Source organism: Aeromicrobium massiliense JC14 (assembly GCF_000312105.1).
Taxonomy (GTDB): Bacteria; Actinomycetota; Actinomycetes; order Propionibacteriales; family Nocardioidaceae; genus Aeromicrobium; species Aeromicrobium massiliense.
The window spans coordinates 586,451-611,275 of the sequence record NZ_HE978636.1 but is presented as its reverse complement, the minus strand read 5'-3'; the positions used below and the strand labels follow the sequence as shown (position 1 = coordinate 611,275).

The window sequence follows — 24,825 nt, the reverse complement described above, 5'->3', positions numbered from 1 at the left end:
ATGGCGCAGACCGAGGAACGCACCGATCGCGGCATGAGCATGCCGACGCTCACCGCGATGGTGGTCGGCTCGATGATCGGTGCGGGCGTCTTCTCGCTGCCGGCGCGGTTCGGTGCCGCCACCGGCGTGGTGGGCGCGATCATCGCCTGGGCGATCGCCGGCGCCGGCATCCTCATGCTGGCCTTCGTCTTCCAGAACCTCGCGGTGCGCCGCCCGCACCTGGACGCCGGCATCTTCGCCTACGCCAAGGCCGGCTTCGGCGACTACGTGGGCTTCAACGCCGCGTTCGGCTACTGGGCGTCCGCGTGCGCCGGCAACACCTTCTACTGGGTCTTCATCATGACCACGATCGGGGCGGTGTTCCCCGAGCTCGGCGAGGGCGACACGCTGCTCGCGGTCGCGCTGTCGTCGATCGCGGTGTGGACGTTCTGCGCCCTCGTGCTGCGCGGCGTGCGGGAGGCCGCGGCGATCAACCGCATCGTGACGATCGCCAAGATCATCCCGATCGTCGTGTTCATCGTGGTGCTGGTCGTCGCGTTCGACGCCGGCATCATGGCCGACAACTTCTGGGCCGGCGACGACCCGGGCCTGAGCACCCTGGCCCAGCAGGTGGGCGACACGATGATCGTCACGACCTTCGTCTTCCTGGGCATCGAGGGCGCCAGCATGTACTCGCGCTTCGCCCGCCGCCGCGAGGACGTCGGCCGCGCGACGGTCATCGGGTTCCTCAGCGTGCTGGCGATCTTCGCCCTGGTGACCCTGACCAGCTACGGCGTGATGCCCAGCAGCGACCTGGCCGACGTCCGCCAGCCGTCCATGGCCGGCGTGCTGGACTCGGTCGTCGGCGACTGGGGCAAGGCGCTGATCAGCGTGGGCGTCGTCGTCTCCGTCCTGGGCGCCTACCTGGCCTGGACGCTCATGGCCGCCGAGGTGCTGTTCATGCCGGCCCGCAACGCCGACATGCCGCGGTTCCTGGCCCGCGAGCGCAACGGCACGCCGACCGCGGCCCTGCTGCTGGCCAGCGCGTTCGTCCAGCTGCTGCTGCTCGTCACGCTGCTCGCCGACGACGCGCTCAACTTCATGCTCGACCTGTGCACCAGCCTGGCGCTCGTGCCCTACCTCCTCGCCGCCGGCTACGCGGTGAAGATCGCGCTGCGGCCCGAGCCCGGAGACGATCCAGCGGGTCGGCGCGGCGAGCTCGTGGTCGGCGCCCTCGCGACCCTCTACAGCCTGCTGCTCATCGTCGTCGCCGGGCCGAAGTACCTGCTGGTGACCTGCCTGATCTATGCCCCCGGCGCGGTGCTGTACGTGCTGGCCCGGCGCGAGAACCACCGGCGGGTGTTCACCGTGCCGGAGGTCGTCCTGTTCGTCGCCATCGTGGCCGGGGCCCTCGTGGGCCTCATCGGCCTGGTCACGGGGTGGCTCACCCTGTAGGAGGAATCGTGAACCCTGTCTCGTCCACGTACGGCGTGCACAGCGAGGTGGGCCGGCTGCGCAAGGTGCTGGTCTGCTCGCCCGGCCTGGCGCACGAGCGGCTGACGCCGACCAACAGCGACGCGCTGCTGTTCGACGACGTGATGTGGGTGGAGGCGGCCCGGCGCGACCACGAGGACTTCATGCGCACCATGCGCGAGCGCGGGGTCGAGGTGGTGGAGCTGCACGAGCTGCTGGCCGAGACGATGGCCGACCCGCAGGCTCGGTCGTGGCTGCTGGACCGCAAGATCGTGCCGAACGCGGTCGGGCTCGGGCTGGTGGCCGAGACCCGGGCGTTCCTGGACTCGCTGGAGCCGCGAGCACTGGCCGAGCACCTGGTCGGGGGGCTGTCGACGCGCGACCTGCCCGCCGAGCTGCGCACCGGCTACCTGGCGCTCGCCCGCGAGGACGCCGGGCTCGCCGAGTACCTCATGCCGCCGCTGCCGAACATGCTCTACACCCGCGACACCACGTCGTGGATCTACGGCGGCGTCACGCTCAACCCGCTCTACTGGGCCGCCCGGCACGACGAGACGCTGCTCATGAAGGCGATCTACCGGTTCCACCCCGACTACGTCGGGTCGACGGTCTGGTGGGGCGACCCCGAGCAGGACTGGGGCCTGGCCACCATCGAGGGCGGCGACGTGCTGGTGCCCGGCGCCGGGGTGGTCATCATCGGCATGAGCGAGCGCACGTCCCGCCAGGCGATCACCCAGGTGACGGCCCGGCTGTTCGAGCAGGGCGCTGCCAGCAAGGTCGTGGTCGCCGGTATGCCCAAGCTGCGAGCCGCCATGCACCTGGACACCGTCTTCACCTTCGCGGACCGCGACGTCGTCACCGTCTACCCCGAGATCGTGGACGTCATCGAGTCCTTCACGCTCGTGCCGGACGACTCCCCGACCGGGGTGCACGTCGTGCCGGAGCGGCGGCCCTTCACCGAGGTGGTCGCCGGCGCCCTGGGGCTGCCCGCGCTGCGGGTCGTCGAGACCGGAGGCACCCGCTACCAGGCCGAGCGCCAGCAGTGGGACAGCGGCAACAACCTCGTCGCGCTCGAGCCGGGCGTCGTGCTGGCCTACGACCGCAACGTCCACACCAACTCGCTGCTGCGCAAGGCCGGCATCGAGGTGCTGCCGATCGTCGGGGCCGAGCTGGGCCGCGGCCGAGGTGGCGGGCACTGCATGACCGGGCCGATTGTCCGCGAGCCGGTCGACTTCTAGCGGGACGGGGACGCCATGAGCCGCTCGGAGCCGCCCGCCCGCACCGTCCGGGTCAGGACCGTGGTCGCGGTGGTGCTGGCCGTGCTGGCGCTGACCTTCGTCTTCCAGAACACCGGGAGCAAGAGCATCCGGTTCCTGTTCTGGTCGACCTCGATGCCGGCCTGGATCTGGCTGCTCGTGGTCTTCGTGGCCGGGGTCGTCGCCGGGTCGCTGTTCCCGTGGTTCCGGCGGCGCGCGCGGCGCTAGCGGACGCCCAGCACCATCCAGCGGTCACCGCGCTGGCGCGCGTAGAGGACGACGAGCCGGGCGGCGATGAAGCCGCCGTACGCGCACCACAGGCCGACCAGCCCCGTGCGGCCCAGGAGGAGCGCCAGCGGGGCGTAGACGGCGAGGACCGCGAGCCCGGCCCAGGCCAGGTAGCGGCCGTCGCCGGCGCCGATGAGGATGCCGTCGAGCACGAACACGACGCCCGACAGCGGCTGGATCACCGCGACCACCAGCAGCACGGGCAGCAGCGCGTCCTGCACCTGGGCGTCGGGCGTGAACAGCGGCGGCAGCACGACGGCGGTCGCCGCGAGCAGCACGGCGGCGGCCACGCCGGCCCCCGCGCCCCAGGCCACGAGCCGTCCGACGACCGACCGGGTCCCGGCGGCGTCCCCCTCCCCCAGGCTCGTGCCGGTCAGCGTCTGGCCGGCGATGGCCAGCGAGTCCAGCACGAACGCGAGCAGCGTGACGACGGTGGCGGCGATCTGGTGGGCGGCCAGCGCGGCGTCGCCGAGCCCTGCCGCCACCGCGGTGGCGAGGATCAACGAGGCGCGCAGGGTGGCGGTGCGGACGAGCAGCGGCACGCCGTCCAGGCCGGCCCGCAGCACCCCGGCGCCGTGGGGCCGCACCGAGGCGCCGGTCCGCAGCGCGCCGCGGAGCACGACGCCGCCCAGCCACAGCGCCGCGGCCCACTGGGCCAGCACGGTGCCGAGGGCCGCGCCGGTGATGCCCAGGTCGAACCCGTAGACGAGCGTGACGTTGAGACCGGCGTTGGCGAGGTTGGCCAGCACGGCGACGACCAGCGGGGTGCGCAGGTCCATCGAGCCGCGCAGCGCGCCGGTGGCGGCGAGCACGACGAGCATCGCGGGCACGCCGGCGGCGCTCACCACCAGGTAGTCGAAGGCCGCGTCCGCCACCGCGGTCGAGCTCGACAGCGCCGTCGCCAGCGGGCGGGCGAGGACGGCGAGCAGGCCGCCGAGGACCGTGCCGAGCCCGATCGCGAGCCACACGCCGCTGACGCCCTCGCGGCGGGCGCCGGCGACGTCTCCGGCGCCGTGCAGGCGGGCGACGGTCGCGGTGGTTCCGTAGGCCAGGAAGATGCACAGCCCGACCACGGTGCCCAGGACGGTCGAGGCGACGGCGAGCCCGGCCAGCGGCACCGTGCCGAGGTGGCCCACGACGACGGTGTCGACCGCCAGCATGAGCGGCTCGGTGACCAGCGCGGCGAAGGCGGGGACCGCGATCGCGACGATCCGGCGGTCCAGGTCTCGCATGGGGACAGCCTCTCGTGTCGACATGTCTGCCCGGACGGGCGGGGGTGGGAAATCTTTCTTGTGTGCACACCGTGTGCACGTCGTCCGCGCAGGTCAGAGCGGGTTTCCACCGGGCCGGGGAGGCTTTGTCCCCAGGTTGCTCCACAAGCTGTGCACACAGCCTGGCGGCGTTTCCCACAGCCGTGGACGACCTGTGCACAGGGGGTGTTCACGGCGGGCTTGGAGACGCACCGGCGCGCGTCCTACGGTGACGCGTCGGACCGGCGCACGATGGTTGTCAGAGGTGCCCGGCACAGTGCGTACGGACGAGAGGGGACTTGCTGCGTGAGCGTCACGGATCTGTATGCCGCCGAGCCCGAGCCGGAGGAGGGCGACCTCGGTCGCGTCCCGCCGCAGGACATCCCGGCGGAGCAGAGCGTCCTCGGCGCCATGCTGCTCAGCAAGAACGCGATCGACCCGGCCACCGACATCCTCGAGGGGCGTGACTTCTACCGCCCCGCGCACGAGCTGGTCTTCGAGACGATCTCCGACCTGTCCCAGCGCGGCGAGCCGGCCGACGCCATCACGGTCGCCGCCGAGCTGCAGCGCCGCGGCGAGCTGGCCAAGGTCGGCGGCGCGCCGTACCTGCACACGCTGGTCGCGAGCGTGCCGATCGCGTCCAACGTCGACTTCTACGCCGAGATCGTCCGCGAGAAGGCCGTCCTGCGCCGCCTGGTCGAGGTCGGCCAGCGCATCGCGCAGATGGGCTGGGCCGAGCAGGGCGAGATCGCCGAGGTCGTCGACCGCGCGCAGGCCGCCGTGCTCGACGTCGACGGCGCGAGCGCCGCCGAGGACTACCGGCAGATGACCGAGCTGATCCCGGAGACCATCCAGGAGATCGACGACATCCAGAACCGCGACGGCGACATGGCCGGTCTCGCGTCCGGGTTCCCCGAGCTCGACCGCCTGACCACCGGCTTCCGTCCGGGCCAGATGATCGTCGTCGCCGCGCGTCCCGGTGTCGGCAAGTCCACGCTCGGCCTCGACTTCTGCCGCGCCGCCGCGATCAAGAACCGCAAGACGTGCGCCATCTTCAGCCTGGAGATGTCCGGCTCGGAGATCGCCATGCGTCTGCTGTCGGCCGAGGCGAAGGTCGCCATCCACCACATGCGCGGCGGCGGCATGTCCAAGCGCGACTGGGACGCCATCAGCCGCGCGATGCCGCAGGTCAACGGGGCGCCGATCATCATCGACGACAGCCCGAACCTGACCATGCCCGAGATCCGCTCCAAGGCCCGGCGCATCAAGAAGCAGTTCGGTCTCGACCTGGTCGTCATCGACTACCTGCAGCTGATGAGCTCGGGCAAGAAGGTCGAGAACCGTCAGGTCGAGGTCTCGGAGTTCTCCCGTGCGATCAAGCTGCTGGCCAAGGAGCTCGAGGTGCCGGTGGTGGCGATCAGCCAGCTGAACCGTGGCTCGGAGCAGCGCACCGACAAGACGCCGATGATCTCCGACCTGCGTGAGTCCGGCTCGATCGAGCAGGACGCCGACATGGTGCTGCTGCTGCACCGCCCCGACGCCACCGGCGCCGGCGAGTCCGAGCGTCCCGGCGAGGCCGACATCATCGTGGCCAAGAACCGCTCGGGCCCGGTCTCGAAGGTCGCGGTCAGCTTCCAGGGCCACTACTCGCGCTTCACCCCGATGGCCCACGACGCCGGCGACGGCGGCGGTGCGGCCGCGGGCGAGTTCTACGGCTGAGCGGGCTTCGTCGCCTGGCCGTCGAGCCACAGGGTGTCGGACTCGTCGCGGTGCGGTCCGCTGGAGCCGACGTGCTTGCTGTCGATCTTGGGGCCCTTGGTGATCACGTGCACCATCGCCATGCCGTGGCCGCGGCCGAGCTCGTAGTCGGTCTTGAGCCACTCGAGGATCTCGCCGGCCTTGGTGCCCGGCCCGTAGCCGCGGGCCTGTGCCTCCTCGAGCAGGGCACGAGGAGTCTTGCCGGTCTTGGTCTCGACCGCGTCGAGGTACGCCTGGAAGGACATGGCGGCATCCTGCCCGGTCGGCGGGGTCGATCACAGGCCGCCCTCAGCCGGCCCCGCTAGTCTCGCCGGGTGACTTCCTCGCTCCTGACCGAAGCCGCACCCGGCGCCCCCACCGACGGCCTGGCGGGGTGGGTCGTCTCCCTGATGGACGCGCTGGGCCCGCTGGGTGCCGCGATCGCGGTCGGCATGGACAACGTCTTCCCGCCGATCCCGAGCGAGATCATCCTGCCGCTGGCCGGCTTCGCCGCCGCGCAGGGCACGTTCAGCCTCACCGCGGCGCTCGTCGCGACCACGCTCGGCTCGGTCGTGGGTGCGCTGCTGCTGTACGGCTTCGGCCGGTTGTTCGGCCGTGACCGGGCCGTGTGGGTGTTCGAGCACGTCCCGCTGCTGAAGATCGAGGACCTCGAGCGCACCGAGGCGTGGTTCGCCAAGCACGGCTACAAGGCGATCTTCTTCGGCCGCATGGTGCCGATCTTCCGCAGCCTGATCTCGCTGCCCGCCGGGGTGGAGAAGATGAACGTCGGGCTGTTCCTGCTGTTCACGACCGCGGGCAGCCTGCTGTGGAACTCGATCTTCGTGATCGCCGGCTACCGGCTCGGCGCGAACTGGACCGAGGTCGAGCCCTACGCCGACACGTTCCAGAAGCTGGTGATCCTCGCGGTGCTGGTCGTCATCGCCGTGTTCGTGGTCGTCCGGGTGCGTCAGCTGCCGCGGTTCCACCGCGAGAAGTAGCCGCTACTCCCGGCTCCAGCGCTCGGTCTGGGTGAGCCGGAACAGGTAGACCAGGGGCGGCAGGACGACGACGCCCGCGAGCGCGACCACCACCAGCAGCGCCCGCAGGGTGGCCGGTGCGCCGGCGCCGTCGTCGATCGTCACCTCGTCGACCAGCAGCCACGGGTACTGCGCCACGCCCCAGCCCGTGACGACGGACCCGACGGCGCCGACGGCGGCCAGCCGCGCGATCCCGTAGCGCCGACGCCAGACCAGCACGAGGGTCGCGGCCCCGCAGATCGCCGACAGGACGATGAGCGGCGCGGCCCGGCCACGCAGGCCCTCGCTCAGCGTGGGTGCGTCCTGCTGCAGCGGCACGAGCGCGACCAGCACCACGACCCCGGTGAGGACGCCCACGCCGAGGGTGCGGACGCGCAGCCGCGCGGCGAGGTCCGGCTGCCCGGACCGCTCGGCGTCCGCGGTGAGGAACGTGCCGGCCAGGAACACGCAGGTGCCCACGGCGATGAGCCCGCCGAACAGGGACGTCGGGTGCAGCCAGGAGTCCAGGACCGGGCCCTGCCCCTCGGCCGGCACACGCCCGGACGCGATCGCCCCCGCCACGGCGCCGAGGAAGAACGGCGTGATGAGCGAGCTGGTGGCGAACACCGCGCCGAACAGCCGTGCCTGCCCCAGCGTGCCGGCGTACTTGCGGAACGCGAAGCTCGCCCCGCGCAGCACGATGCCGAGCAGCGCCAGCGCGAGCGGGAGGATGAGCGTCGTCGTGGCCGCGGCGAAGGTCTCGGGGAACGCCGTCCACCACATGACGAGCACGTAGATGAGCCAGACGTGGTTCGCCTCCCACACCGGGCCGATGCTGTGGTCGACGAGCAGGCGCACGCGGCTGCCGTCGCGCGCGTCCCCGGCGGTCAGGTCGTAGAACCCCGCGCCGAAGTCGGCCCCGCCGAGCACGGCGTAGCAGACCACCCCCACAAACAGGGCGACCGCGACGACGACCGCGACGCTCACGTCGGCTCCGCCCCGGCGTCGGCCGGCTCGGGCCCGTACGGCACCGGGAGGTCCTCCTCGCCGGTCCGCCACCGCCGGGCCATCGAGCGCAGCACCACCACGGCCCCGACCGTCATGAGCAGGTAGACGGTCGTCGTGACGCCCAGGCTCCACCACAGGCCCCCGCTCGTGCTGGCGGCGTCCTCGGTGCGGAGCACCCGCCACACCGTCCACGGCTGGCGGCCCACCTCCGTGGCCACCCAGCCGCACTCCATGGCGAGCACGGCGAGCGGGCCGGCGACCACCGCGAGCCGCAGGAACCACCGGTGGTCGGTCAGGTGGTGCCCGCGCCAGCGCAGCACCCAGAACGCCACGGCGACCAGGGCCAGCAGCGTGCCGAGCCCGACCATCGTCTGGAACGCCAGGTGCGTGATGTTGACCGGCGGCTGGTCCTGCACCGGGATGGTGTCGAGGCCCTGCACCGGCAGGTCGAACGAGCCGCGGGCGATGAACGAGCCGATGCGCGGCACGTCGATCGCCCCGCGCACCTCGCCGTCCACCAGGATGCCGCCCAGGCGCAGCGGCGCCGGCTGCTCGGTGGTGGTCGCGAGCTCGAACGCGGCCAGCTTGCTGGGCTGGGACTCGCCCAGGCGCAGGCCCAGCAGGTGCCCGACGAACGGCTGCACGACGGCGGCGACCGAGGCGAACACGAACGGGACGGTGAAGCCCAGCCGGTGGTGGCGGTCGATGCGTCCGCGCAGCATGCCCGCGGCGTACACGCCGGCGACGACGAAGCCCACGACCATGAAGGCGGCCACCCACATGTGCGCGAACTGCAGCAGCGCCCCGTCGTTGAACATCGCGCGCCAGGGCCGCACGTCGGTGACCTCGCCGTCGACCATCCGGAACCCGGTCGGGTTGTTCATCCAGGCGTTGACCGAGACCACGCAGAACGTCCCGACCACGCCGGCCGCGGCCATCGGGACCAGCATGAGCAGGTGCAGCCGCGGCGCCATGCGGTCCCAGCCGTACAGGTACAGGCCGAGGAAGATCGCCTCGACGAAGAACGACAGGCCCTCCAGCGCGAACGGCAGGCCCAGGACGTCCCCGAACGGACCCATGAGGCCGGGCCACAGCAGACCCATCTCGAAGCTGAGCACCGTGCCGGACACCGCACCGATGGCGAACAGCACCGCCGACACCTTCGCCCAGCGGCGCGCCAGGACGAGCGCGCCGGCGTCGCCGCGGACGACGCCGAGCCAGTGGGCGACGAAGATCATCGAGGGGAAGGCCACGCCGAAGCAGGCGAGCACGATGTGCCAGCCCAGCGACAGCGCCATCTGCTGGCGGGCCGGCAGCAGACCCGGTGGCTCGGCCGCCAGCAGGCTGAGCGCGTGCAGCGTGTCCATGGGCGCCTCGCAGCGAACGGGATGGTCCTCCAGTGCACCACGCCGGTCCGCCCGGGGCCAGGCCGAGCGGGTCCCAGAGGGCGAGACCCCTGGACCCTGTCGGTGCCGAGGCGCACGATGGGCTGCATGACCACGCTCACGACCGGCCAGGTGGCCGCCGACGTCGACGCCCGGCACTGGACCGTCCAGGACGGCACGCTCGTCGCCAGCGTCGCCACCTCCGACTTCGCCCACGGTCTGGAGCTGGTGACCCTCGTCGGCGACCTGGCCGAGACCGCGAACCACCACCCGGACATCGACCTGCGCTACTCCTCGGTGCGCCTGCGGCTCGTCTCGCACGACGCCGGCGCGCTCACCCAGCGCGACGTCCAGCTGGCCCAGCGCATCAGCGAGCTGCTCGACGACATGGACCTCCAGACCACCGCACGCCCGGCGCAGACCGTCCAGCTGGCGATCGACGCCCGCGACGCGGCGCGCATCCGGCCGTTCTGGGCCGCCGTGCTGGGCTACGAGGAGCGCCGCCGCGGCGACGCGATCGACCTGGTCGACCCCACCGGCGTCGGTCCGACGCTGTGGTTCCAGCCGATGGACGAGCCGCGCACCGAGCGCAACCGCCTGCACCTGGACGTGTGGGTGCCGGCCAGCCGCGCCGACGAGCGGGTCTCGGCGGCGCTGGCCGCGGGCGGGCACCTCGAGACGTCCGAGCACGCGCCGAGCTGGTGGGTGCTGGCCGACGCCGAGGGCAACGAGGCGTGCGTGTGCACCTGGCAGGACGACGGCGCCGACGAAGTGTGAGGTCAGGGCGTCCGGCCTAGCGTGGAGCCATGAGTGACCTGAGCGAGAAGAGCGTCGTCGAGTCCGTGAAGCCTCAGCTGTTCATCGGCGGTGAGTGGCGCGCCGCCGAGGGCGGCGGCACGTTCGCCGTCGAGGACCCGTCGACGGGCGACACGCTCGTCGAGGTCGCCGACGCCACGCCCGCCGATGGCAAGGCGGCGATCGACGCCGCCGTCGCCGCGCAGAAGGAGTGGGCGGCGTCCGCGCCCCGCGACCGCGGCGAGATCCTGCGCAAGGCGTTCGAGCTGATCGTCGAGCGCACCGACGAGATCGCCATGCTCATGACGCTCGAGATGGGCAAGCCGCTCAGCGAGAGCAAGGCCGAGATCGCCTACGGCGCGGAGTTCTTCCGCTGGTTCTCCGAGGAGGCCGTGCGCGTCGCGGGCCGTTACTCGGTGGCCCCGAACGGCGCCACGCGCCTGCTGACGCTCAAGCAGCCGGTGGGTCCGTGCCTGATGATCACGCCCTGGAACTTCCCGCTGGCCATGGGCACGCGCAAGATCGGCCCGGCCATCGCCGCGGGCTGCACCATGGTCATCAAGCCGGCCAGCCTGACGCCGCTGACGATGCTCTACCTGGCCGACCTGCTCGCCGAGGCCGGCCTGCCCAAGGGCGTGCTCAACGTCGTCACCACCAAGTCGACCGGCGACGTCATGGAGCCGATCATCCGCGACCCGCGGCTGCGCAAGCTGACCTTCACCGGCTCGACCGAGGTGGGCCGCTCGCTGGTCGAGCAGAGCGCCGAGGGCCTGCTCCGGGTCTCGATGGAGCTGGGCGGCAACGCGCCGTTCCTGGTGTTCGGCGACGCCGACCTCGACAAGGCGGTCGACGGCGCGATGCTGGCCAAGATGCGCAACATCGGCGAGGCCTGCACCGCGGCGAACCGGTTCATCGTCCACGAGTCGGTGGCCGAGGAGTTCAGCACGCGCCTGGCCGAGCGCATGAAGAGCCTCAGCGTCGGCCGCGGCACCGAGGACGGCATCGACGTCGGTCCGCTGGTCGAGGGCAAGCAGCGCGACAAGGTCGCCGAGCTCGTCGACGACGCCGTCGCGCAGGGTGCGCGGGCGCTCACCGGCGGCAAGGCGGTCGATGGGGCCGGCTACTTCTACGAGCCGACGGTGCTGGTCGACGTGCCCACCGAGGCGCGGGTCTTCCGCGAGGAGATCTTCGGTCCCGTGGCGCCGGTCTTCACCTTCCGCGAGGACGACGAGGCCATCGCCATGGCCAACGACACCGAGTTCGGCCTGGTCGCCTACGCGTTCACCCAGGACTACCAGCGCGCGATCCGCGTCTACGAGGGCCTCGAGACCGGCATGGTCGGGCTCAACCAGGGCATCGTCTCGAACCCGGCGGCCCCGTTCGGCGGCGTCAAGGCGTCCGGCTTCGGCCGCGAGGGCGGCACCGAGGGCATCGAGGAGTACCTCGAGACCAAGTACGTCGGCCTGGCCCTGTAGCGCCGGTCTCCCTGGGGCCCCAGGGAGACCGACAGACCCCCGCGAAGCATCGCGGGGGTCTGTCTGCGTGGCGGGGGTCTGTGGTCTCCCGTGGTGGCTACAGGAAGTCGAGCGGGTCGAACTGCTCGATCGGGATGACCCGCAGGCGCGGCAGCACGACGTTGAACGCCTCGACGTCGTGCTCGAGGTCGAGCAGCTCCAGGCCGCGGTGCTCGAGGGCGTGGAAGCCGCTGTTGCGGAACTCCTCGAAGCCCATGACGCCCACGCGGCGGTCGCCGTCGACGAGCGTCTCGATCTGGGGCAGGAAGTCGCCGTCGTTGCTGGCTAGCATGACGTCGTCGCCGCGCTGGGCGATGGCCTCCAGCGTCCGCTGGATGGCCATGTCGACGACCTTGTCGTCCGGCCCGCCCGACAGCGGCACCGGCCGGTAGCCGATCGCGATGAGCGCCTGGACGAACGGCATCGGCAGCTCACCGTTGACGGCCAGGAAGAACAGGCCCTTGACCGGCTGGTCCCAGTGCTTCTCGGCGAAGCGCAGGAGCCGGTCCCAGCGCGGGCGCTCCTGCGGCTGCGGGCGGCGGCCGAAGATCGACTGACCGAGGGTCGCGTCGATGTTCTCGCCGTCGACGAGCAGGTAGGTCACGGTGCCGTCGTCGTCCATGCCCGCAGCCTACGGCGTCCGCTCCGTGCTCAGCCGTGGACGCGCTCGGCCAGTGCCTCCTGCAGGGCTGCCCGGGCCGCCGCGTACCGCCCGCGCGCCGTCGACGGGTTCCAGCCCAGGACGCAGGAGGCCTCGGCCAGGCTCAGCCCGTCCCAGTGCACGAGGCGGACGAGCTCAGCCTGTCCCGACGGCAGACGGTCGACGGCGTCGCGCACGGCGAGGGCGTGCGCCGGGTCGGCCACGTCCTGAGGGGCGGCGGCCAGCTCGCCTCGCAGCCGCTCCACCAAGGCGCTCCGCCGGCGGTGCGCGCGCCGCTGGTTCGACAACGTCAGCCGGGCGATGCCGTACATCCACATCCGCCGATGCTCCGCGGCGTCGGGCAGGTCGTCGATCCGCCGCCACGCCACGACGAGGGTCTCGGCTAGCAGGTCGGCGGCATCCTCGCGGTCGACCACCCGCCGCTCGAGGTAGCGCAGTACGTCGTCGGCGTTGTCGCGCACGGCGGCGCGCAGGGCGGCCGTGCGGTCGGGCGTGCCCATCAGCTGGCGGCGTCCGGGTCGCAGGTATTGCCGGACACCATGGTGATCATCACCGGGTCGTGGCCGGTCGCGACCAGTGCCGAGTCGATGCGTCGCCTCAGCTCAGCGCCGATCGAGCCGAGGAACACGTCCTGCTCGGAGTGTGGCGGGGCGAGCTCCTCGGGCGGGAGCGTGCGGGACAGCCGGGCGATCGCGTCCAGGTTCGCCTGCCGGTACCGGGCGCGGATCGCGTCGCTCTGCAGAGACGCGGGATCGACCGTGCGCATGACGTCCAGGGCCACGGCCCAGGCGTCCTTCCACTCGGCCGCCGGGTGGCGCGTCGCGCCGACCTCGGTTGGGGTGACCATGTAGTCGACGTCGCAGGTCTCCCCGCTCGGCACGGTCAGGCGCAGGTGCAGCGTCTCGGGCTCGGTGTCCCACGCGCCCGTGCTCGGCTGGGGAAGCAGGCCGCCGGCCTGAGCGGCGACGCCGGCTCCGACCAGACCTGCAGCCACCAGGGCGGCGGCGACTCCGCGCCGCATCCTCTGCGGACGGCGTCGCGGCTCGGCGGAGGTGGCGACGGCGGTGAGCGAGTCCTGCAGCGCCGGCGTGCGGGCCGCCGTCGGTGGTGCGCTGGCGGACAGCAGGGCGTCCAGGTCGGTGTCCACGGTTCCTCCTGAGGGTGGGTCTCACCCCTACGTGTCCACCTTGGTGCCGGACGTCCGCGGCCGTCCGGACTTTCGCTCAGAGCGGGACGTCGGCGCGAGGCCCGGCGGGCTGGGGCTTGGTGAGCTGCTCGCGGTAGAGGCGGGCGTAGAGGCCCTCCTCGTTCTCGAGCAGGTCGTCGTGCGTGCCCGCCTCGACGAGCTGACCGTCCTCGAGGCCGTAGATGACGTCGGCCTTGCGGATGGTCGAGAGCCGGTGGGCGATGGCGATCGTGGTGCGCTCGTGGGTGGCGCGCTCCAGCGCCTCCTGCACGAGCCGCTCGGTCTCGGTGTCCAGCGCGCTGGTGGCCTCGTCGAGGATGAGGATGCACGGGTCCTTGAGCAGCACCCGGGCGATGGCCAGCCGCTGCTTCTCGCCGCCGGAGAGGCGGTAGCCGCGCTCGCCGGTGACCGTCTCGTAGCCCTCGGGGAAGCTCATGATCCGGTCGTGGATGTTGGCGTCGCGCGCCGCCTGCTCGATCTGTGCCGCGCTCGCGCCGGGCTTGGCGTAGGCGATGTTCTCGCGGATGGTGCCGTGGAACAGGTACGGCTCCTGGGTCACCATGCCGACGGTGTCGGCCAGCGACGAGAGCGTCAGGTCGCGCACGTCGTGCCCGTCGATGAGCACCTGGCCCTCGGTGACGTCGTAGAAGCGCGGCACCAGGTAGGACGCCGTGGTCTTGCCCGAGCCGGACGGCCCGACGAGCGCGGCCAGCTGCCCGGGCTCGACGACCAGGGAGACGTGGCGCAGCGCCCAGCCGGAGCCCTGGACGGCGTCCGGGTCCTCGATGCGCTCCTGCGGCCCGGCGTCGTCGAAGCGCGCGCGGCGGCTGGTGCCGGTCAGCTCGCGCGGCTCGGGGTAGCGGAACGACACGTCGCGCAGCTCGACCCGGCCGCGCAGGGTGGCGGGGTCGAGCGCCACCGCGCCGGGACGCTCGGTGATCGACGGCTCCAGGTCGAGGTACTCGAAGATGCGGCGGAACAGCGCCAGCGACGTCTGGACGTCCAGCGTGACGCGCATGAGCTGCAGCAGCGGCATCTGCAGCCGCGACTGCAGGGTCGTGAACGCCACCAGCGTGCCCGCGGTCAGCGCGTCCTCGCCGCCGGGCAGGCGCCCGGTGATGAGCAGGCCGGCGACGAGGTAGATGAGGGCCGGGGTGATGGCGAAGAAGGTCTGCACCGTCGCGAAGAACGTCCGGCCGGTCATGGCCTGCTCGACCTGCAGCCGGGTCTGCTCGCGGTTGGCCTCGCGGTAGCGCGCGACCTCGGAGTCGGCGCGGTTGAACACCTTCGACAGCAGGATGCCCGAGACGCTCAGCGCCTCCTCGGTGATCGCGGTCATCTCCGACAGCGATTCCTGCGTGCGGCGCGCGAGCCGCTGGCGGCGGCGGCCGACCTGCAGCTGGATCCAGACGAACAGCGGCATCAGCACGAGGGTCAGCAGGGTCAGCTGCCACGACAGCAGCAGCATCGACACCACGGCGGCGACGACGGTGACCGAGTTCTGCACGATCGTCGTGGCGGTGTCGGTGAGCACCGTGCGGACGCCCGCGACGTCGTTGGCCAGGCGTGACTGGATGGCGCCGGTCTTGGTGGCGGTGAAGAACGCCAGCTCCATCTTCTGCAGGTGGGCGAACAGGTCGCCCCGCAGGTCGGCCATCGCCGAGTTGCCGATCGTGGACGTCAGCCAGTTCTGCCCGATGCCGATGAGCGCCGTGACGACCGGGATGACGCACATCGCGGCCACGAGCAGGCCCAGCAGGTGCAGGTCCGGCGCGCCGCCGTCGAGCGGGAAGAGCGCGTCGTCGAAGATCGCCCGCGTCAGGAACGGCACGAGCGACGTGAGCGCCGCCGCGACGACGACCGCGACGAGCACCAGGCCGATGCGTCCGCGGTAGGGGCGCAGCAGCCGGGCGATGCGGGGGACGACCGGCTCGTCGTTGCGCAGGTCGTCCTTCGTCAGGTGGGTGACGACGGGGCTGGGCCGGGGCATCAGTCTCCGGCGCCGCCCACCCGGGTGAGCATGAGCTCGGTCTCGTCGTCGCGGACCTTCTTCAGCTCGACGGTGCCCCACACGCCGACGGTGCTGTTGAGCCGGCCCCACAGGAACAGGCGCTGGGGGTTGCGGACGTCGGCGACGTCGACCTGCAGCGTGACCTCGACCGGGGTCGACGTGGTCTCGACGCTGGTGGCCGCGAGCACCTCGCTCTTGGAGTCGACGAGCTTCACGGTCACGACGGCGCCGCCACCGAGGCCGACCCGCTCGGGGATCGTCACCGTGACGGGGACGGTGAGGACGGAGGGGCGCGTGGGGTCGTTGGTCACGTCCCGATCGTAGTGCGGTGGTGCGCGCGCCGCCTGGCCACGCCGTCGGGCACCCGTCGCGGCGCGTCCGCGCATGTGACAGCCTTCAGGCACCTGTCGAGAGGAGCACGACGTGACCGAGCAGCCCGCACCCGACTTCGGGACCGTGGCCGTCCTGGGCGGCACCGGTCCGCAGGGCCGGGGCCTGGCCCGCCGCTTCGCGACCGCCGGCGTGCGCGTCGTGCTCGGCAGTCGCAGCGCCGAGAAGGCCGTGGCGACCGCCGCCGAGCTGGCCGAGGCGACCGGCGGCGACGTCACCGGCGCGGCCAACGCCGACGCCGCGGCCGCCGGCGACGTGGTGCTGGTGGTGGTCCCCTGGGACGGGCACCGCGAGCTGCTGACCGAGCTCAAGCCCCAGCTCGACGGCAAGATCGTCGTCGACTGCGTGAACCCGCTCGGCTTCGACAAGCAGGGTCCGTTCGCGCTGAAGGTGGAGGAGGGGTCGGCGACCGAGCAGGCCGCCGCGATCCTCACCGACAGCCGGGTCGTGGGCGCCTTCCACAACGTCAGCGCGGTGCTGCTGGACGACCCCGAGGTCACGAGCGTCGACACCGACGTCCTCGTCCTGGGCGACGACGACCGCGAGGCGACCGACCTGGTGCAAGCGCTGGCCGCGACCATCCCGGGCGTGCGCGGCGTGTACGGCGGACGCAAGCGCAACGCCCACCAGGTCGAGGCGCTCACCGCGAACCTGATCGCGATCAACCGCCGCTACAAGGCGCACGCGGGCGTGCGCGTCACCGACGTCTGACGACCACCGGTTCGGATGGCGGAGAGGTCCGCCAGAACGGTATTCTTGCTCTTCCGAAGGACATTCGGCCCTGGGATCCCGGGCCGCGGGCGGAGGAGGTCAGGATGACCGAGACGGGTGACTTCACCGAGATCACCGAGCAGGCGGTGCGCCGCGGGCTCAACGGACGAGCCGAGATCGCCGAGGCCGAGGTGGCCCGGCTGGTCGAGATCGGCCGCGACACGCTGCGCCGCGGCGAGCCGGTCAAGGTCGCCGACGTCGTCCGGGAGGCGGGCGTCTCGATCGACGCCTTCTACCGCTACTTCGCCGGCAAGGACGCGTTCGTGACCGCCGTGGTCGAGGACGACGTCCGGCGCATCGTCGCCCACGCCCAGCAGCGGATGGCTGACCAGGCCGGAAGCCGCGGCAAGATCCGCGCCGCCGTGGCGGCGGTGCTGGCCGACCTCGCGGCGGTCGGGGGAGCGAACCGGATGCACACCCTGCTGGCCACGGCGCCGCCGGTCGCGCGCGGCCGTCAGTCGCTCGAGGACGCCTTCGCCAAGCTGTTCGTCGTGCCGGCCCTCGCGCTCGGCACGCAGGACCCGACCCGCGACACGCACGCCGCGGCGGCGGTGCTGCTGAACCGGGTCGAGCGACTGGCCCGCGAGGAGGTCGCGCCCACCGAGGCCGACGAGGACCACGTGGTCGCGTTCATCCTGCGGGCCGTCGCCCGGACCTAGCGGCCGAACCGGCGCAGCCGCAGGCTGTTGGTCACCACGAACACCGAGCTGAACGCCATCGCCAGGCCCGCGACCATCGGGTTGAGCAGCCCGGCCACCGCCAGCGGGATCGCCGCGACGTTGTAGGCGAACGCCCAGAACAGGTTGCCCTTGATGGTGCGCAGCGTGGCCCGGGAGAGCCGCACCGCGTCCACGGCGGTCGCGAGGTCACCCTTGACCAGCGTGAGGTCCGAGGCCTGGATGGCCACGTCCGTGCCGGTGCCCATCGCCAGGCCGAGGTCGGCACCGGCCAAGGCGGCGGCGTCGTTGACCCCGTCGCCGACCATCGCGACGACCCGGCCGGACGCCTGCAGCTCGCGGACGACCTCGAGCTTGCGCTCGGGGGTCACCTCGGCGTGCACCTGCTCGATGCCCACCTCGGCCGCGACCGCCTCGGCGACGGCGCGCCGGTCGCCTGTCAGCAGCACGGGCTCCAGGCCCAGCCGGCGCAGGTCGGCGACGGCCTGGCGCGAGGACTCCTTGACCGTGTCGGCCACGGTGATCGTGCCGAGCAGCACGCCGTCGTGGGCGACGGCCACCGTCGTGCCGAGGGTGCGGGCGAGCTCCTCGGGCACGTCGATGCCCTGCTCGACCAGCCACGATGGACGGCCGGCCAGCGCGAGCGCGCCGTCCACGGAGCCGCTGACGCCCTGGCCCGCGAGGTTGGCGAAGTCGGTCACCTGGCCCGGCGTCGCGAGCGTCGCGACGGCCCGGGCGACCGGGTGCTCCGAGGCGTGCTCGAGCGTCGCCGCGACCTGGCGCAGCCGTGCCTCGTCGACGCCGGATGCCGTGCTGACGTCCACCACGCTCATTTCACCGGTGGTGACGGTGCCGGTCTTGTCGAGCACGACCGTGTCGACGCGCCGGGTGGACTCCAGCACCTGCGGGCCCTTGATCAGGATGCCCAGCTGGGCGCCGCGGCCGGTGCCGACCATGAGCGCGGTCGGCGTGGCCAGGCCCAGGGCACAGGGGCAGGCGATGATCAGCACCGCGACGGCCGCGGTGAACGCCGCGGTGACGTCGCCGCTGAGCAGCAGCCAGCCGGCGAGGGTCAGCAGCGCGACGACGATGACCGCCGGGACGAACCACGCCGACACGCGGTCGGCCAGGCGCTGCACGTCGGCCTTCCCGTCCTGCGCGTCCTCGACCAGCCGCGCCATCTGCGCCAGCTGGGTGTCGGCGCCGACGGCCGTGGCGCGGACGACGAGCCGTCCGCCCTGGTTGACCGTGGAGCCGGTGACGGTGTCGCCCGGCGCGACGTCGACCGGCACGGACTCGCCGGTGAGCATCGACTCGTCGACACCGGACGCGCCCTCCTCGACGACGCCGTCGGTGGCGATGCGCTCACCGGGGCGCACGACGAAGCGGTCGCCGACGCCGAGCTGGTCGGGCGAGACCTGCTGCTCGACGCCGCCGCGCAGCACGGTGACCTCGCGGACGCCCAGGTCCATGAGGGCGCGCAGGGCGGCGCCGGCCTTCTTCTTGGCCCCGGCCTCAAGGTAGTGGCCGGCCAGGATGAAGACGGTCACCGCGGTGGCGACCTCGAGGTAGATCTCGTGCAGCCCGCCGCCGCGCGAGAGCCACTGCCACTCCATCGTCATGCCGACCATGCCGGCGTCGCCGAGGACCAGCGCGACGACCGACCACAGGTACGCCGCCCCGACGCCCAGGCTGACCAGGGTGTCCATCGTGACGGCACGGTGGCGGGCGTTGAGCACGGCCGCGTGGTGGAAGGGGTAGGCCGACCACAGCACCACGGGCGTGGCCAGCGCGAGCGCGACCCACTGCCAGTAGTCGAACTGGAGGGCCGGCACCATCGACAGGAGCACGACCGGCACGGTCAGCACCGTGGCGACCTTGAGCCGCTTCAGCAGGGACGCCGGACCGTGCAGCCCGCCGTCGGACATGTCGTGCCCGGCGTGCTCGTCGCCGTGCTGGTGGTGGGCGTGCGGGTCGGGCCGGACGCTCGCCTCGTAGCCGGTGGCCCGCACGGTGCCCAGCAGCGTCTCGACGTCGACGTCCGCCGGCGCCTGCACGACGGCCTTCTCGGTGGCGTAGCTGACGGTCGCGTGGACGCCGTCGAGCCTGTTCAGCTTTTTCTCCACGCGGGCCGCGCAGGACGTGCAGCTCATGCCGTGCACGTCCAGCCGGTGCGTGACCAGGTCCAGTCCCGTGGCGTCCGGGACGACCTGCGGCTCGGTGCTCATGCGAGCGGGAGGTCGCGCGGTCCGGCCAGGGCGTACCCGGCCTCGTCGACCGCTCCGGCGACCGCGGACTCGTCCAGGCCGGCGTCGCTGGTGACCGTGACGGTGGACGTGCCGCCCTTCACGAGGTCGACGGCGACGTCGGTGACACCGGGCAGCGCGCTGATCTCCTCGGTGACCGCGCTGACGCAGTGGCCGCAGGTCATGCCGGTGACGCGGTAGGTGCTGGTGCTCATGGTGATGTCCTCTCGGTGGTGGGCGTCAGGAGCGGACCAGGCGCGCGATGGCGTCGGTGGCTTCCTTGACCTTGATGTCGGCCTCGGGACCCCCGGCGCGTGCCGCGTCGACGACGCAGTGGGCCAGGTGCTCCTCGAGCAGCTTCAGTGCGACGGCCTCGAGCGCCTTGGTGGTCGCCGCGACCTGGGTGAGGACGTCGATGCAGTACGTGTCCTCCTCGACCATGCGCGTGAGGCCGCGCACCTGTCCCTCGACGCGGCGCAGCCGCTTGAGGACGGCGGCCTTGTCGTCGCTGTATCCGGGGTGCTGGTGGTCGTGATCCATGTCGGGCTCCTTCGCTCGCTCTCGAACATACCCCCGGGGGGTATCGGATTCAAGCGGGCGCCGCGGCCGTCCCTCGACCGGGATCAGGAACCCCTACCCACGTCGCGTTCCGGCGGATCGGGGTCCTGGCTAGGGTGCGGACATGACTCAGAACCCCGGACTGGACGGCATCCTCGGCGTCGAGCACGTGGAGGTCGGCCCGGACAAGGTCGTCGTGCGGCTGACCCTCGGCGAGCAGCACCTGCAGCCCTTCGGCATCCCGCACGGCGGCGTCTACTGCGCCGTCCACGAGTCGACCGCGAGCATCGCCGGCCAGGTGTGGCTCGGCACCAAGGGCGTCGTGGTCGGGACGAACAACTCCACCGACTTCATCCGCCAGGCCAAGGTCGGCGACACCGTCACCACGACGGCGACGCCGATCCACCGCGGCCGCTCCCAGCAGCTGTGGCACCTGGACACCGTCGGCCCCGACGGCCGGCTCGTCGCCCAGGGGCAGGTGCGCCTGGCGAACCTCGAGCAGGAGGTCCCGTCGGAGGCGATCGCCATGTTCGCCGGGCGGACGCCCACCGAGTCCTGACGGCCGGTCCGGCGCTCGGACGGACGTCCGGGCGCCCGCCGAGCGTCCCGTAGACTGGGAATCACGCAGCTGCGACTGGCGTTGAGGTGGTCTACCACCAGGGAGCAGCTGACGATCGACCGCGGGACCGTACGCCTGGGCCCCCACGTCAGCCGCTGACCGCTGACTGGAGGAGTTCCGCCATGATGATGAGCATGACCGCCACGTCCACCCTGCCCGAGCGCGTCGACGACGCCGAGGTCCGCGTCCTGCTGCTGGAGAACATCCACGCCGACGGAGCCGACTTCCTGCGCGGCAAGGGCTACCAGGTCGAGACGATGACCCGGGCGCTGTCCGAGGACGAGCTGATCGAGAAGATCGCCGGCGTCCACGTGCTCGGCATCCGCTCGACGACCTACATCACCGAGAAGGTGCTGCAGGCCGCCGACTCGTTGCTCGCCATCGGCGCCTTCTGCATCGGCACGAACCAGATCGACCTGGCCGCCACCACGCGCCACGGCGTCGCCGTGTTCAACGCGCCGTACTCCAACACGCGCAGCGTCGTCGAGCTGGCGATCGCCGAGATCATCTCGCTCGCGCGCCGCCTGCACGAGAAGTCGACGAGCATGCACGCGGGCGTGTGGAACAAGTCCGCCGCCGGCAGCCACGAGGTGCGCGGCCGCACGGTCGGCATCGTCGGCTACGGCAACATCGGCAGCCAGCTGTCGGTCGTCGCCGAGGCGCTGGGCATGTCGGTCGTCTTCTACGACATCGACGACAAGCTCGCGCTCGGCAACGCGCGTCGCTGCTCGACGCTGGAGGAGCTGCTCGAGGTCTCCGACGTCGTCACGCTGCACGTCGACGGACGTCCGGGCAACGCCGGCCTGTTCGGCGACGAGGAGATGCGCCGCATGAAGCCGCGCTCGCTGTTCCTCAACCTGTCGCGCGGCATCGCCGTCGACACCGCCGCGCTGCGCCAGCACATCGAGTCCGGCCACATCGCCGGGGCCGCGCTGGACGTCTTCCCGGTGGAGCCGAAGGCCCAGGGCGACCCGTTCGTGTCCGAGCTGCAGGGGCTGGCCAACGTGATCCTCACCCCGCACGTGGGTGGCTCGACCGAGGAGGCGCAGCAGGACATCGGCCGCTTCGTCGCCTCGAAGCTGCGCACGTACACCGCGTTCGGCGGCACGTCGCTGAGCGTGAACCTGCCCGAGATCACGCTCAAGAGCGACGGCCAGCGGCACCGCCTGGCGCACCTGCACCAGAACGCGCCGGGCGTGCTCGCCCGCATCAACGGCATCCTCGGCGACCACGAGGTCAACATCGAGTCGCAGTCGCTCAGCACGCGCGGTGAGGTCGGCTACGTCATCACCGAGGTCGCGGCCGAGGTCGGCCCCGACGTGCTGGCCGAGCTGGCGTCCATGCCCGAGACGGTGCGCCTGCGCCAGCTGAGCTGAGCTGCGTCGGGGGGCGAGACCCCCGGCAACCTGACAGGACCCCGGGATGCTTCCCGGGGTCCTGTCGGTTTCCCTGGGGCCCCAGGGAAACCGACGGGCGCGGTGGTGGTCAGTGGGCGCGGAGCCAGCGGGTGAGCAGGACGTCGCCGGCCGGGACGCAGTGGGCCAGGGTCATGGGCCGGTCGACCGGGTCGCCGCCGTGGGCGATGCGCGGCGCGTCGCCGGTGGTGAGCACCGGCGCGACGGTCAGGCACAGCTCGTCCACCAGGTCCTCGCCGACGAGCTCGCCGTGCAGGCTCGGCCCGCCCTCGCACTGGACCCGGCGAAGGCCGCGCTCGGCGAGGTCGGCCAGCACGCGGCGCCAGTGCACGCGTCCCTCGCCGTGCGCCAGCACCTCGACGGTCTCGGCCAGCCGGTCGCGCTCGCGCCGCGGGGCGTCGGCGGTGGTCACCACGAGCGTGCCGGGCACGAGCAGGGGCTCGGGGACGTCGAGCCGGCGCGAGACCACGGCGATCGGCAGCGCAGCATCGCGGTGGTGCCGGGACCGGCGCTCGGCGGCGTCCGCGTCGAACTCCGCCGGACCGTAGCCCTCGGCCCGCGCCGTGCCCGCCCCCACGAGCACGACGTCGGCCAGCGACCGTGCCACGTGGAACACCGCGGTGTCGGCCTCGCCGCCGAGCGACCCCGAGCGGCCGGACGGGTCCGCGGCCGCGCCGTCGAGGGTGGCCACGAACATCGTGCGCACCCACGGCCGTCGGTCGGCCTCGGCCGGGAAGTCGTACAGCGCGGCCAGCTGGTCGGGGGTCAGCACGGACATGCCGCGAGCGTAGCCCCGACCGCCCGGCTGTGCCGCGGACTAGGGGAGGACGAGCGGGCTCAGGCGTCGATCGGCGGCAGCAGCCGGGTGACGACGCGGTGGGCCACCAGCTCGGGCGGCTCGCCGGCGAACGTCACGTGGTCGTCCTCGACCACGTCGGCGCCACCGGTGACGAGGTCGTGGGCGGCCTGCACCTGCAGGGCCATGGCGCCGAGCGCGACGAGGTCCTGCGAGCGGTGGCGGCGCTCGCCGAGGTCGACCTGGCCCAGCGCGTCCAGGCCGTGGGCGCGCAGGACCGACAGCAGCATGCCGGTCTCGACGCCGTAGCCCGAGACGAGCGGCAGCCGCAGCAGTGCGTCGCGGCGGAAGCCCGCCTCGCCCGACAGTGGCTGCATTAGGCCGGACAGCCGCGGCTCGTGCCGGCTGAGCAGGGGTCGGGCGACGAGCTCGGTGACCCGACCGCCGCTGCCCGGCCGCCGGTAGAAGCCCTTGACCAGCACCAGCGCCGGGTCGGCCAGCAGGGGAGCGAGCAGCGCGGTGGCGAACGCCGCGGCGCCGCCCTCGACGTCGGCGTCAAGGAACACGCCCAGGTCGCCGGTCATGGCGGCGAGCCCGGCGCGCATCGCGCCGCCCTTGCCGAGGTCGGGGCCGTCGGCGGGCACCTCGACGACGCGCACGCCGGCCTCCCGAGCGACCGCGGCGGTGCCGTCGGACGAGCGCGAGTCGACGACCAGCACCTCGTCGACCAGCCCGGAGGCGGTCAGCCGGGCGAGGTCGCGCAGGATCGGACCGAGCGTCTCGCCCTCGTTGCGGGCCGGGAGCAGCACGGACGTGCGCCGGCCCGCCTTGGCGGCGACCAGGGCGGCGGTGTCGTGCTCGGCGCGCGGGTAGGTGCGTCGCGCCAGCCAGGCGCGAGCGGGGTCGAGGTCAGGCAAGACCGCGCACCACACGTCCGGGCGGGCGGTCGCCGCGCACGCTGGCGACCAGCTCGAGCACCCGGCGGGTGCCGCCGACATCGTGCGAGCGGAACATCGCCGCCCCGGCGTGCGCCGCCAGCGCGGTGGCCGCGAGCGTGCCCTCGCCGCGCTCGGCCGGCGGCAGTCCGCCGAGCGTCTCGCCGACGAAGTCCTTGTTGCTCAGCGCCATGAGCACCGGCCATCCGGTAGCGACGAGCTCGTCGGCCCGGCGCAGCAGCTCCAGCCCGTGCCAGGTGTTCTTGCCGAAGTCGTGGGTGGGGTCGATGAGGATGCCCTCGCGTGGCACCCCGCGGGCGACCAGGCGCTCGGCCGCGGCGGTGGTCTCGGCGACCACGTCGGCCACGACGTCGTCGTAGGCCACGCGGAACGGCCGCGTGCGGGGCACCGCGCCACCGGTGTGCGAGCACACGAACCCGGCGCCGAGCTCGGCGGCCACGTCGACCAGGCCGGGGTCGGCGCCCTGCCAGGTGTCGTTGAGCAGGTCCGCGCCGGCCTCGATGGCGGCCCGGCCGACCGATGCGCGCCAGGTGTCGATGCTGATGACCACGTCGGGCAGCTCGGCGCGGACGCGCTCGACGAAGCCCACCGTGCGGCGGATCTCCTCGGTCTCGTCGACGTCGTCGCCGGGCCCGGCCTTCACGCCGCCGATGTCGAGGACGTCGGCGCCCTCGGCGACGAGCCGGTGCGCGGCCTCGATCGCGGCGGCGTCCTCGAACGTGGCGCCCTTGTCGTAGAACGAGTCGGGCGTGCGGTTGAGGATGGCCATGACCAGCGCCCGGTCGCGCACGACCCGGCGCCCCCGGAAGGTCAGGTCGACACTCACCTCGTCATTGTG

General features: G+C 72.6%; 26 protein-coding genes and 1 riboswitch. Of the genes, 11 read left to right on the top strand and 15 right to left on the bottom strand.

Going from position 1 to position 24,825, the window contains the following annotated elements; genetic code table 11:
• Genes HGAM_RS03155 through HGAM_RS03145 form a run of 3 tightly spaced genes read left to right on the top strand, consistent with a single transcriptional unit; the run spans position 1 to position 2,936 of the window.
• The gene (locus HGAM_RS03155) at positions 1-1,434 is read left to right on the top strand and encodes a basic amino acid/polyamine antiporter (protein WP_019144019.1); all 1,434 of its coding nucleotides are present in this window, start codon (positions 1-3) and stop codon (positions 1,432-1,434) included.
• Between the two features lie 8 nt (positions 1,435-1,442).
• Entirely contained in the window at positions 1,443-2,690 is a 1,248-nt protein-coding gene (locus HGAM_RS03150; RefSeq protein ID WP_019144018.1) for an arginine deiminase, read from the top strand.
• Between the two features lie 15 nt (positions 2,691-2,705).
• Positions 2,706-2,936, top strand: a complete 231-nt coding sequence (locus HGAM_RS03145; RefSeq protein WP_019144017.1) for a lipopolysaccharide assembly protein LapA domain-containing protein — start codon at positions 2,706-2,708, stop codon at positions 2,934-2,936.
• On the opposite strand, the gene HGAM_RS03140 is transcribed toward HGAM_RS03145, so the two are convergent.
• On the bottom strand, positions 2,933-4,228 hold the full coding sequence (locus HGAM_RS03140) for an MATE family efflux transporter (protein WP_019144016.1): 1,296 nt from the start codon (positions 4,226-4,228) through the stop codon (positions 2,933-2,935). The two genes, HGAM_RS03145 and HGAM_RS03140, sit on opposite strands and share 4 nt — an antisense overlap.
• Before the next feature lie 324 nt (positions 4,229-4,552).
• Here HGAM_RS03140 and dnaB point away from each other — a divergent pair, with 324 nt between their 5' ends.
• On the top strand, positions 4,553-5,965 hold the full coding sequence (gene dnaB / locus HGAM_RS03135; protein WP_019144015.1) for a replicative DNA helicase: 1,413 nt from the start codon (positions 4,553-4,555) through the stop codon (positions 5,963-5,965).
• Here dnaB and HGAM_RS03130 read toward each other — a convergent pair.
• Positions 5,956-6,249 (bottom strand): DUF4287 domain-containing protein, encoded by a 294-nt coding sequence (locus tag HGAM_RS03130; RefSeq protein WP_019144014.1) that lies wholly within the window; start codon positions 6,247-6,249, stop codon positions 5,956-5,958. The two genes, dnaB and HGAM_RS03130, sit on opposite strands and share 10 nt — an antisense overlap.
• Positions 6,250-6,318: 69 nt before the next feature.
• Here HGAM_RS03130 and HGAM_RS03125 point away from each other — a divergent pair, with 69 nt between their 5' ends.
• Positions 6,319-6,981 carry a DedA family protein gene (locus HGAM_RS03125; protein ID WP_019144013.1) on the top strand — a complete coding sequence of 221 codons (663 nt, stop codon included), beginning with the start codon at positions 6,319-6,321 and terminating at the stop codon, positions 6,979-6,981.
• A 3-nt stretch (positions 6,982-6,984) separates the two neighbouring features.
• Here HGAM_RS03125 and HGAM_RS03120 read toward each other — a convergent pair whose 3' ends face one another.
• Both HGAM_RS03120 and HGAM_RS03115 read right to left on the bottom strand, forming a co-directional pair.
• On the bottom strand, positions 6,985-7,986 hold the full coding sequence (locus HGAM_RS03120) for a cytochrome d ubiquinol oxidase subunit II (protein ID WP_019144012.1): 1,002 nt from the start codon (positions 7,984-7,986) through the stop codon (positions 6,985-6,987).
• Positions 7,983-9,374 (bottom strand): cytochrome ubiquinol oxidase subunit I, encoded by a 1,392-nt coding sequence (locus HGAM_RS03115; protein ID WP_019144011.1) that lies wholly within the window; start codon positions 9,372-9,374, stop codon positions 7,983-7,985. The genes HGAM_RS03120 and HGAM_RS03115 overlap by 4 nt, the downstream gene beginning before the upstream one ends.
• Before the next feature lie 126 nt (positions 9,375-9,500).
• Between HGAM_RS03115 and HGAM_RS03110 the strand changes: the two genes are divergently transcribed.
• Positions 9,501-10,169: a 4a-hydroxytetrahydrobiopterin dehydratase gene (locus tag HGAM_RS03110; RefSeq protein WP_019144010.1), complete on the top strand. Its 669-nt coding sequence runs from the start codon at positions 9,501-9,503 to the stop codon at positions 10,167-10,169.
• Between the two features lie 29 nt (positions 10,170-10,198).
• A complete protein-coding gene (locus tag HGAM_RS03105; protein ID WP_019144009.1) occupies positions 10,199-11,662 on the top strand; it encodes an NAD-dependent succinate-semialdehyde dehydrogenase in 1,464 nt (487 codons plus the stop codon).
• Between the two features lie 97 nt (positions 11,663-11,759).
• Here the strand turns inward: HGAM_RS03105 and HGAM_RS03100 are convergent, their stop codons facing one another.
• The 5 genes from HGAM_RS03100 to HGAM_RS03080 all read right to left on the bottom strand — a co-directional run bounded on the left by HGAM_RS03100 (position 11,760) and on the right by HGAM_RS03080 (position 15,870).
• Positions 11,760-12,323 carry an NYN domain-containing protein gene (locus HGAM_RS03100; protein WP_019144008.1) on the bottom strand — a complete coding sequence of 188 codons (564 nt, stop codon included), beginning with the start codon at positions 12,321-12,323 and terminating at the stop codon, positions 11,760-11,762.
• A 29-nt stretch (positions 12,324-12,352) separates the two neighbouring features.
• Positions 12,353-12,862, bottom strand: a complete 510-nt coding sequence (locus HGAM_RS03095) for an RNA polymerase sigma factor (RefSeq protein ID WP_019144007.1) — start codon at positions 12,860-12,862, stop codon at positions 12,353-12,355.
• On the bottom strand, positions 12,862-13,509 hold the full coding sequence (locus tag HGAM_RS03090; RefSeq protein ID WP_019144006.1) for a hypothetical protein: 648 nt from the start codon (positions 13,507-13,509) through the stop codon (positions 12,862-12,864). Before HGAM_RS03090 ends, HGAM_RS03095 begins: the two co-directional genes overlap by 1 nt.
• A gap of 76 nt (positions 13,510-13,585) precedes the next feature.
• On the bottom strand, positions 13,586-15,538 hold the full coding sequence (locus tag HGAM_RS03085; RefSeq protein ID WP_019144005.1) for an ABC transporter ATP-binding protein: 1,953 nt from the start codon (positions 15,536-15,538) through the stop codon (positions 13,586-13,588).
• Positions 15,538-15,870, bottom strand: a complete 333-nt coding sequence (locus HGAM_RS03080) for a YbaY family lipoprotein (protein WP_019144004.1) — start codon at positions 15,868-15,870, stop codon at positions 15,538-15,540. Before HGAM_RS03080 ends, HGAM_RS03085 begins: the two co-directional genes overlap by 1 nt.
• Before the next feature lie 112 nt (positions 15,871-15,982).
• Between HGAM_RS03080 and npdG the strand changes: the two genes are divergently transcribed.
• Positions 15,983-16,660: an NADPH-dependent F420 reductase gene (gene npdG, locus HGAM_RS03075; RefSeq protein ID WP_019144003.1), complete on the top strand. Its 678-nt coding sequence runs from the start codon at positions 15,983-15,985 to the stop codon at positions 16,658-16,660.
• A 104-nt stretch (positions 16,661-16,764) separates the two neighbouring features.
• Positions 16,765-17,379, top strand: coding sequence for a TetR/AcrR family transcriptional regulator (locus HGAM_RS17435; protein ID WP_019144002.1), 615 nt, complete (start codon positions 16,765-16,767; stop codon positions 17,377-17,379).
• On the opposite strand, the gene HGAM_RS03065 is transcribed toward HGAM_RS17435, so the two are convergent.
• The 3 genes from HGAM_RS03065 to HGAM_RS03055 are packed head-to-tail and all read right to left on the bottom strand — an operon-like array spanning position 17,376 to position 20,183.
• Positions 17,376-19,625, bottom strand: a complete 2,250-nt coding sequence (locus HGAM_RS03065; RefSeq protein WP_019144001.1) for a heavy metal translocating P-type ATPase — start codon at positions 19,623-19,625, stop codon at positions 17,376-17,378. The genes HGAM_RS17435 and HGAM_RS03065 overlap by 4 nt on opposite strands.
• A complete protein-coding gene (locus HGAM_RS03060) occupies positions 19,622-19,858 on the bottom strand; it encodes a heavy-metal-associated domain-containing protein (RefSeq protein WP_019144000.1) in 237 nt (78 codons plus the stop codon). Before HGAM_RS03060 ends, HGAM_RS03065 begins: the two co-directional genes overlap by 4 nt.
• Before the next feature lie 25 nt (positions 19,859-19,883).
• The gene (locus HGAM_RS03055) at positions 19,884-20,183 is read right to left on the bottom strand and encodes a metal-sensitive transcriptional regulator (RefSeq protein ID WP_019143999.1); all 300 of its coding nucleotides are present in this window, start codon (positions 20,181-20,183) and stop codon (positions 19,884-19,886) included.
• A 142-nt stretch (positions 20,184-20,325) separates the two neighbouring features.
• Here HGAM_RS03055 and HGAM_RS03050 point away from each other — a divergent pair, with 142 nt between their 5' ends.
• Together HGAM_RS03050 and serA are read left to right on the top strand one after the other, a co-directional pair.
• Positions 20,326-20,760: a PaaI family thioesterase gene (locus HGAM_RS03050; protein WP_019143998.1), complete on the top strand. Its 435-nt coding sequence runs from the start codon at positions 20,326-20,328 to the stop codon at positions 20,758-20,760.
• 61 nt (positions 20,761-20,821) lie between these two features.
• Positions 20,822-20,908, top strand: a riboswitch (ZMP/ZTP riboswitch).
• A gap of 46 nt (positions 20,909-20,954) precedes the next feature.
• A complete protein-coding gene (serA, locus tag HGAM_RS03045) occupies positions 20,955-22,196 on the top strand; it encodes a phosphoglycerate dehydrogenase (protein WP_049798180.1) in 1,242 nt (413 codons plus the stop codon).
• Between the two features lie 109 nt (positions 22,197-22,305).
• Here serA and HGAM_RS17430 read toward each other — a convergent pair whose 3' ends face one another.
• Genes HGAM_RS17430 through folP form a run of 3 tightly spaced genes read right to left on the bottom strand, consistent with a single transcriptional unit; the run spans position 22,306 to position 24,813 of the window.
• The gene (locus HGAM_RS17430; protein WP_019143996.1) at positions 22,306-23,013 is read right to left on the bottom strand and encodes a dihydrofolate reductase family protein; all 708 of its coding nucleotides are present in this window, start codon (positions 23,011-23,013) and stop codon (positions 22,306-22,308) included.
• 59 nt (positions 23,014-23,072) lie between these two features.
• On the bottom strand, positions 23,073-23,948 hold the full coding sequence (locus HGAM_RS17425; protein ID WP_020693621.1) for a glucosyl-3-phosphoglycerate synthase: 876 nt from the start codon (positions 23,946-23,948) through the stop codon (positions 23,073-23,075).
• Positions 23,941-24,813, bottom strand: coding sequence for a dihydropteroate synthase (gene folP / locus HGAM_RS03030; RefSeq protein WP_019143994.1), 873 nt, complete (start codon positions 24,811-24,813; stop codon positions 23,941-23,943). Before folP ends, HGAM_RS17425 begins: the two co-directional genes overlap by 8 nt.
• Positions 24,814-24,825: the final 12 nt, after the last annotated feature.

What these genes read in the sequence shown, in the direction of transcription:
- HGAM_RS03050 (WP_019143998.1), top strand. Translation starts at nt 20,326, where the DNA reads ATGACTCAGAACCCCGGACTGGACGGCATCCTCGGCGTCGAGCACGTG.
- HGAM_RS03065 (WP_019144001.1), bottom strand. Translation starts at nt 19,625, where the DNA reads ATGAGCACCGAGCCGCAGGTCGTCCCGGACGCCACGGGACTGGACCTG.
- HGAM_RS17435 (WP_019144002.1), top strand. Translation starts at nt 16,765, where the DNA reads ATGACCGAGACGGGTGACTTCACCGAGATCACCGAGCAGGCGGTGCGC.
- HGAM_RS03145 (WP_019144017.1), top strand. Translation starts at nt 2,706, where the DNA reads ATGAGCCGCTCGGAGCCGCCCGCCCGCACCGTCCGGGTCAGGACCGTG.
- serA (WP_049798180.1), top strand. Translation starts at nt 20,955, where the DNA reads ATGACCGCCACGTCCACCCTGCCCGAGCGCGTCGACGACGCCGAGGTC.
- HGAM_RS03115 (WP_019144011.1), bottom strand. Translation starts at nt 9,374, where the DNA reads ATGGACACGCTGCACGCGCTCAGCCTGCTGGCGGCCGAGCCACCGGGT.
- HGAM_RS03110 (WP_019144010.1), top strand. Translation starts at nt 9,501, where the DNA reads ATGACCACGCTCACGACCGGCCAGGTGGCCGCCGACGTCGACGCCCGG.
- HGAM_RS03055 (WP_019143999.1), bottom strand. Translation starts at nt 20,183, where the DNA reads ATGGATCACGACCACCAGCACCCCGGATACAGCGACGACAAGGCCGCC.
- HGAM_RS03155 (WP_019144019.1), top strand. Translation starts at nt 1, where the DNA reads ATGGCGCAGACCGAGGAACGCACCGATCGCGGCATGAGCATGCCGACG.
- HGAM_RS03095 (WP_019144007.1), bottom strand. Translation starts at nt 12,862, where the DNA reads ATGGGCACGCCCGACCGCACGGCCGCCCTGCGCGCCGCCGTGCGCGAC.
- HGAM_RS17430 (WP_019143996.1), bottom strand. Translation starts at nt 23,013, where the DNA reads ATGTCCGTGCTGACCCCCGACCAGCTGGCCGCGCTGTACGACTTCCCG.
- HGAM_RS03100 (WP_019144008.1), bottom strand. Translation starts at nt 12,323, where the DNA reads ATGGACGACGACGGCACCGTGACCTACCTGCTCGTCGACGGCGAGAAC.
- HGAM_RS03085 (WP_019144005.1), bottom strand. Translation starts at nt 15,538, where the DNA reads ATGCCCCGGCCCAGCCCCGTCGTCACCCACCTGACGAAGGACGACCTG.
- HGAM_RS03105 (WP_019144009.1), top strand. Translation starts at nt 10,199, where the DNA reads ATGAGTGACCTGAGCGAGAAGAGCGTCGTCGAGTCCGTGAAGCCTCAG.
- HGAM_RS03060 (WP_019144000.1), bottom strand. Translation starts at nt 19,858, where the DNA reads ATGAGCACCAGCACCTACCGCGTCACCGGCATGACCTGCGGCCACTGC.
- HGAM_RS03130 (WP_019144014.1), bottom strand. Translation starts at nt 6,249, where the DNA reads ATGTCCTTCCAGGCGTACCTCGACGCGGTCGAGACCAAGACCGGCAAG.
- HGAM_RS03140 (WP_019144016.1), bottom strand. Translation starts at nt 4,228, where the DNA reads ATGCGAGACCTGGACCGCCGGATCGTCGCGATCGCGGTCCCCGCCTTC.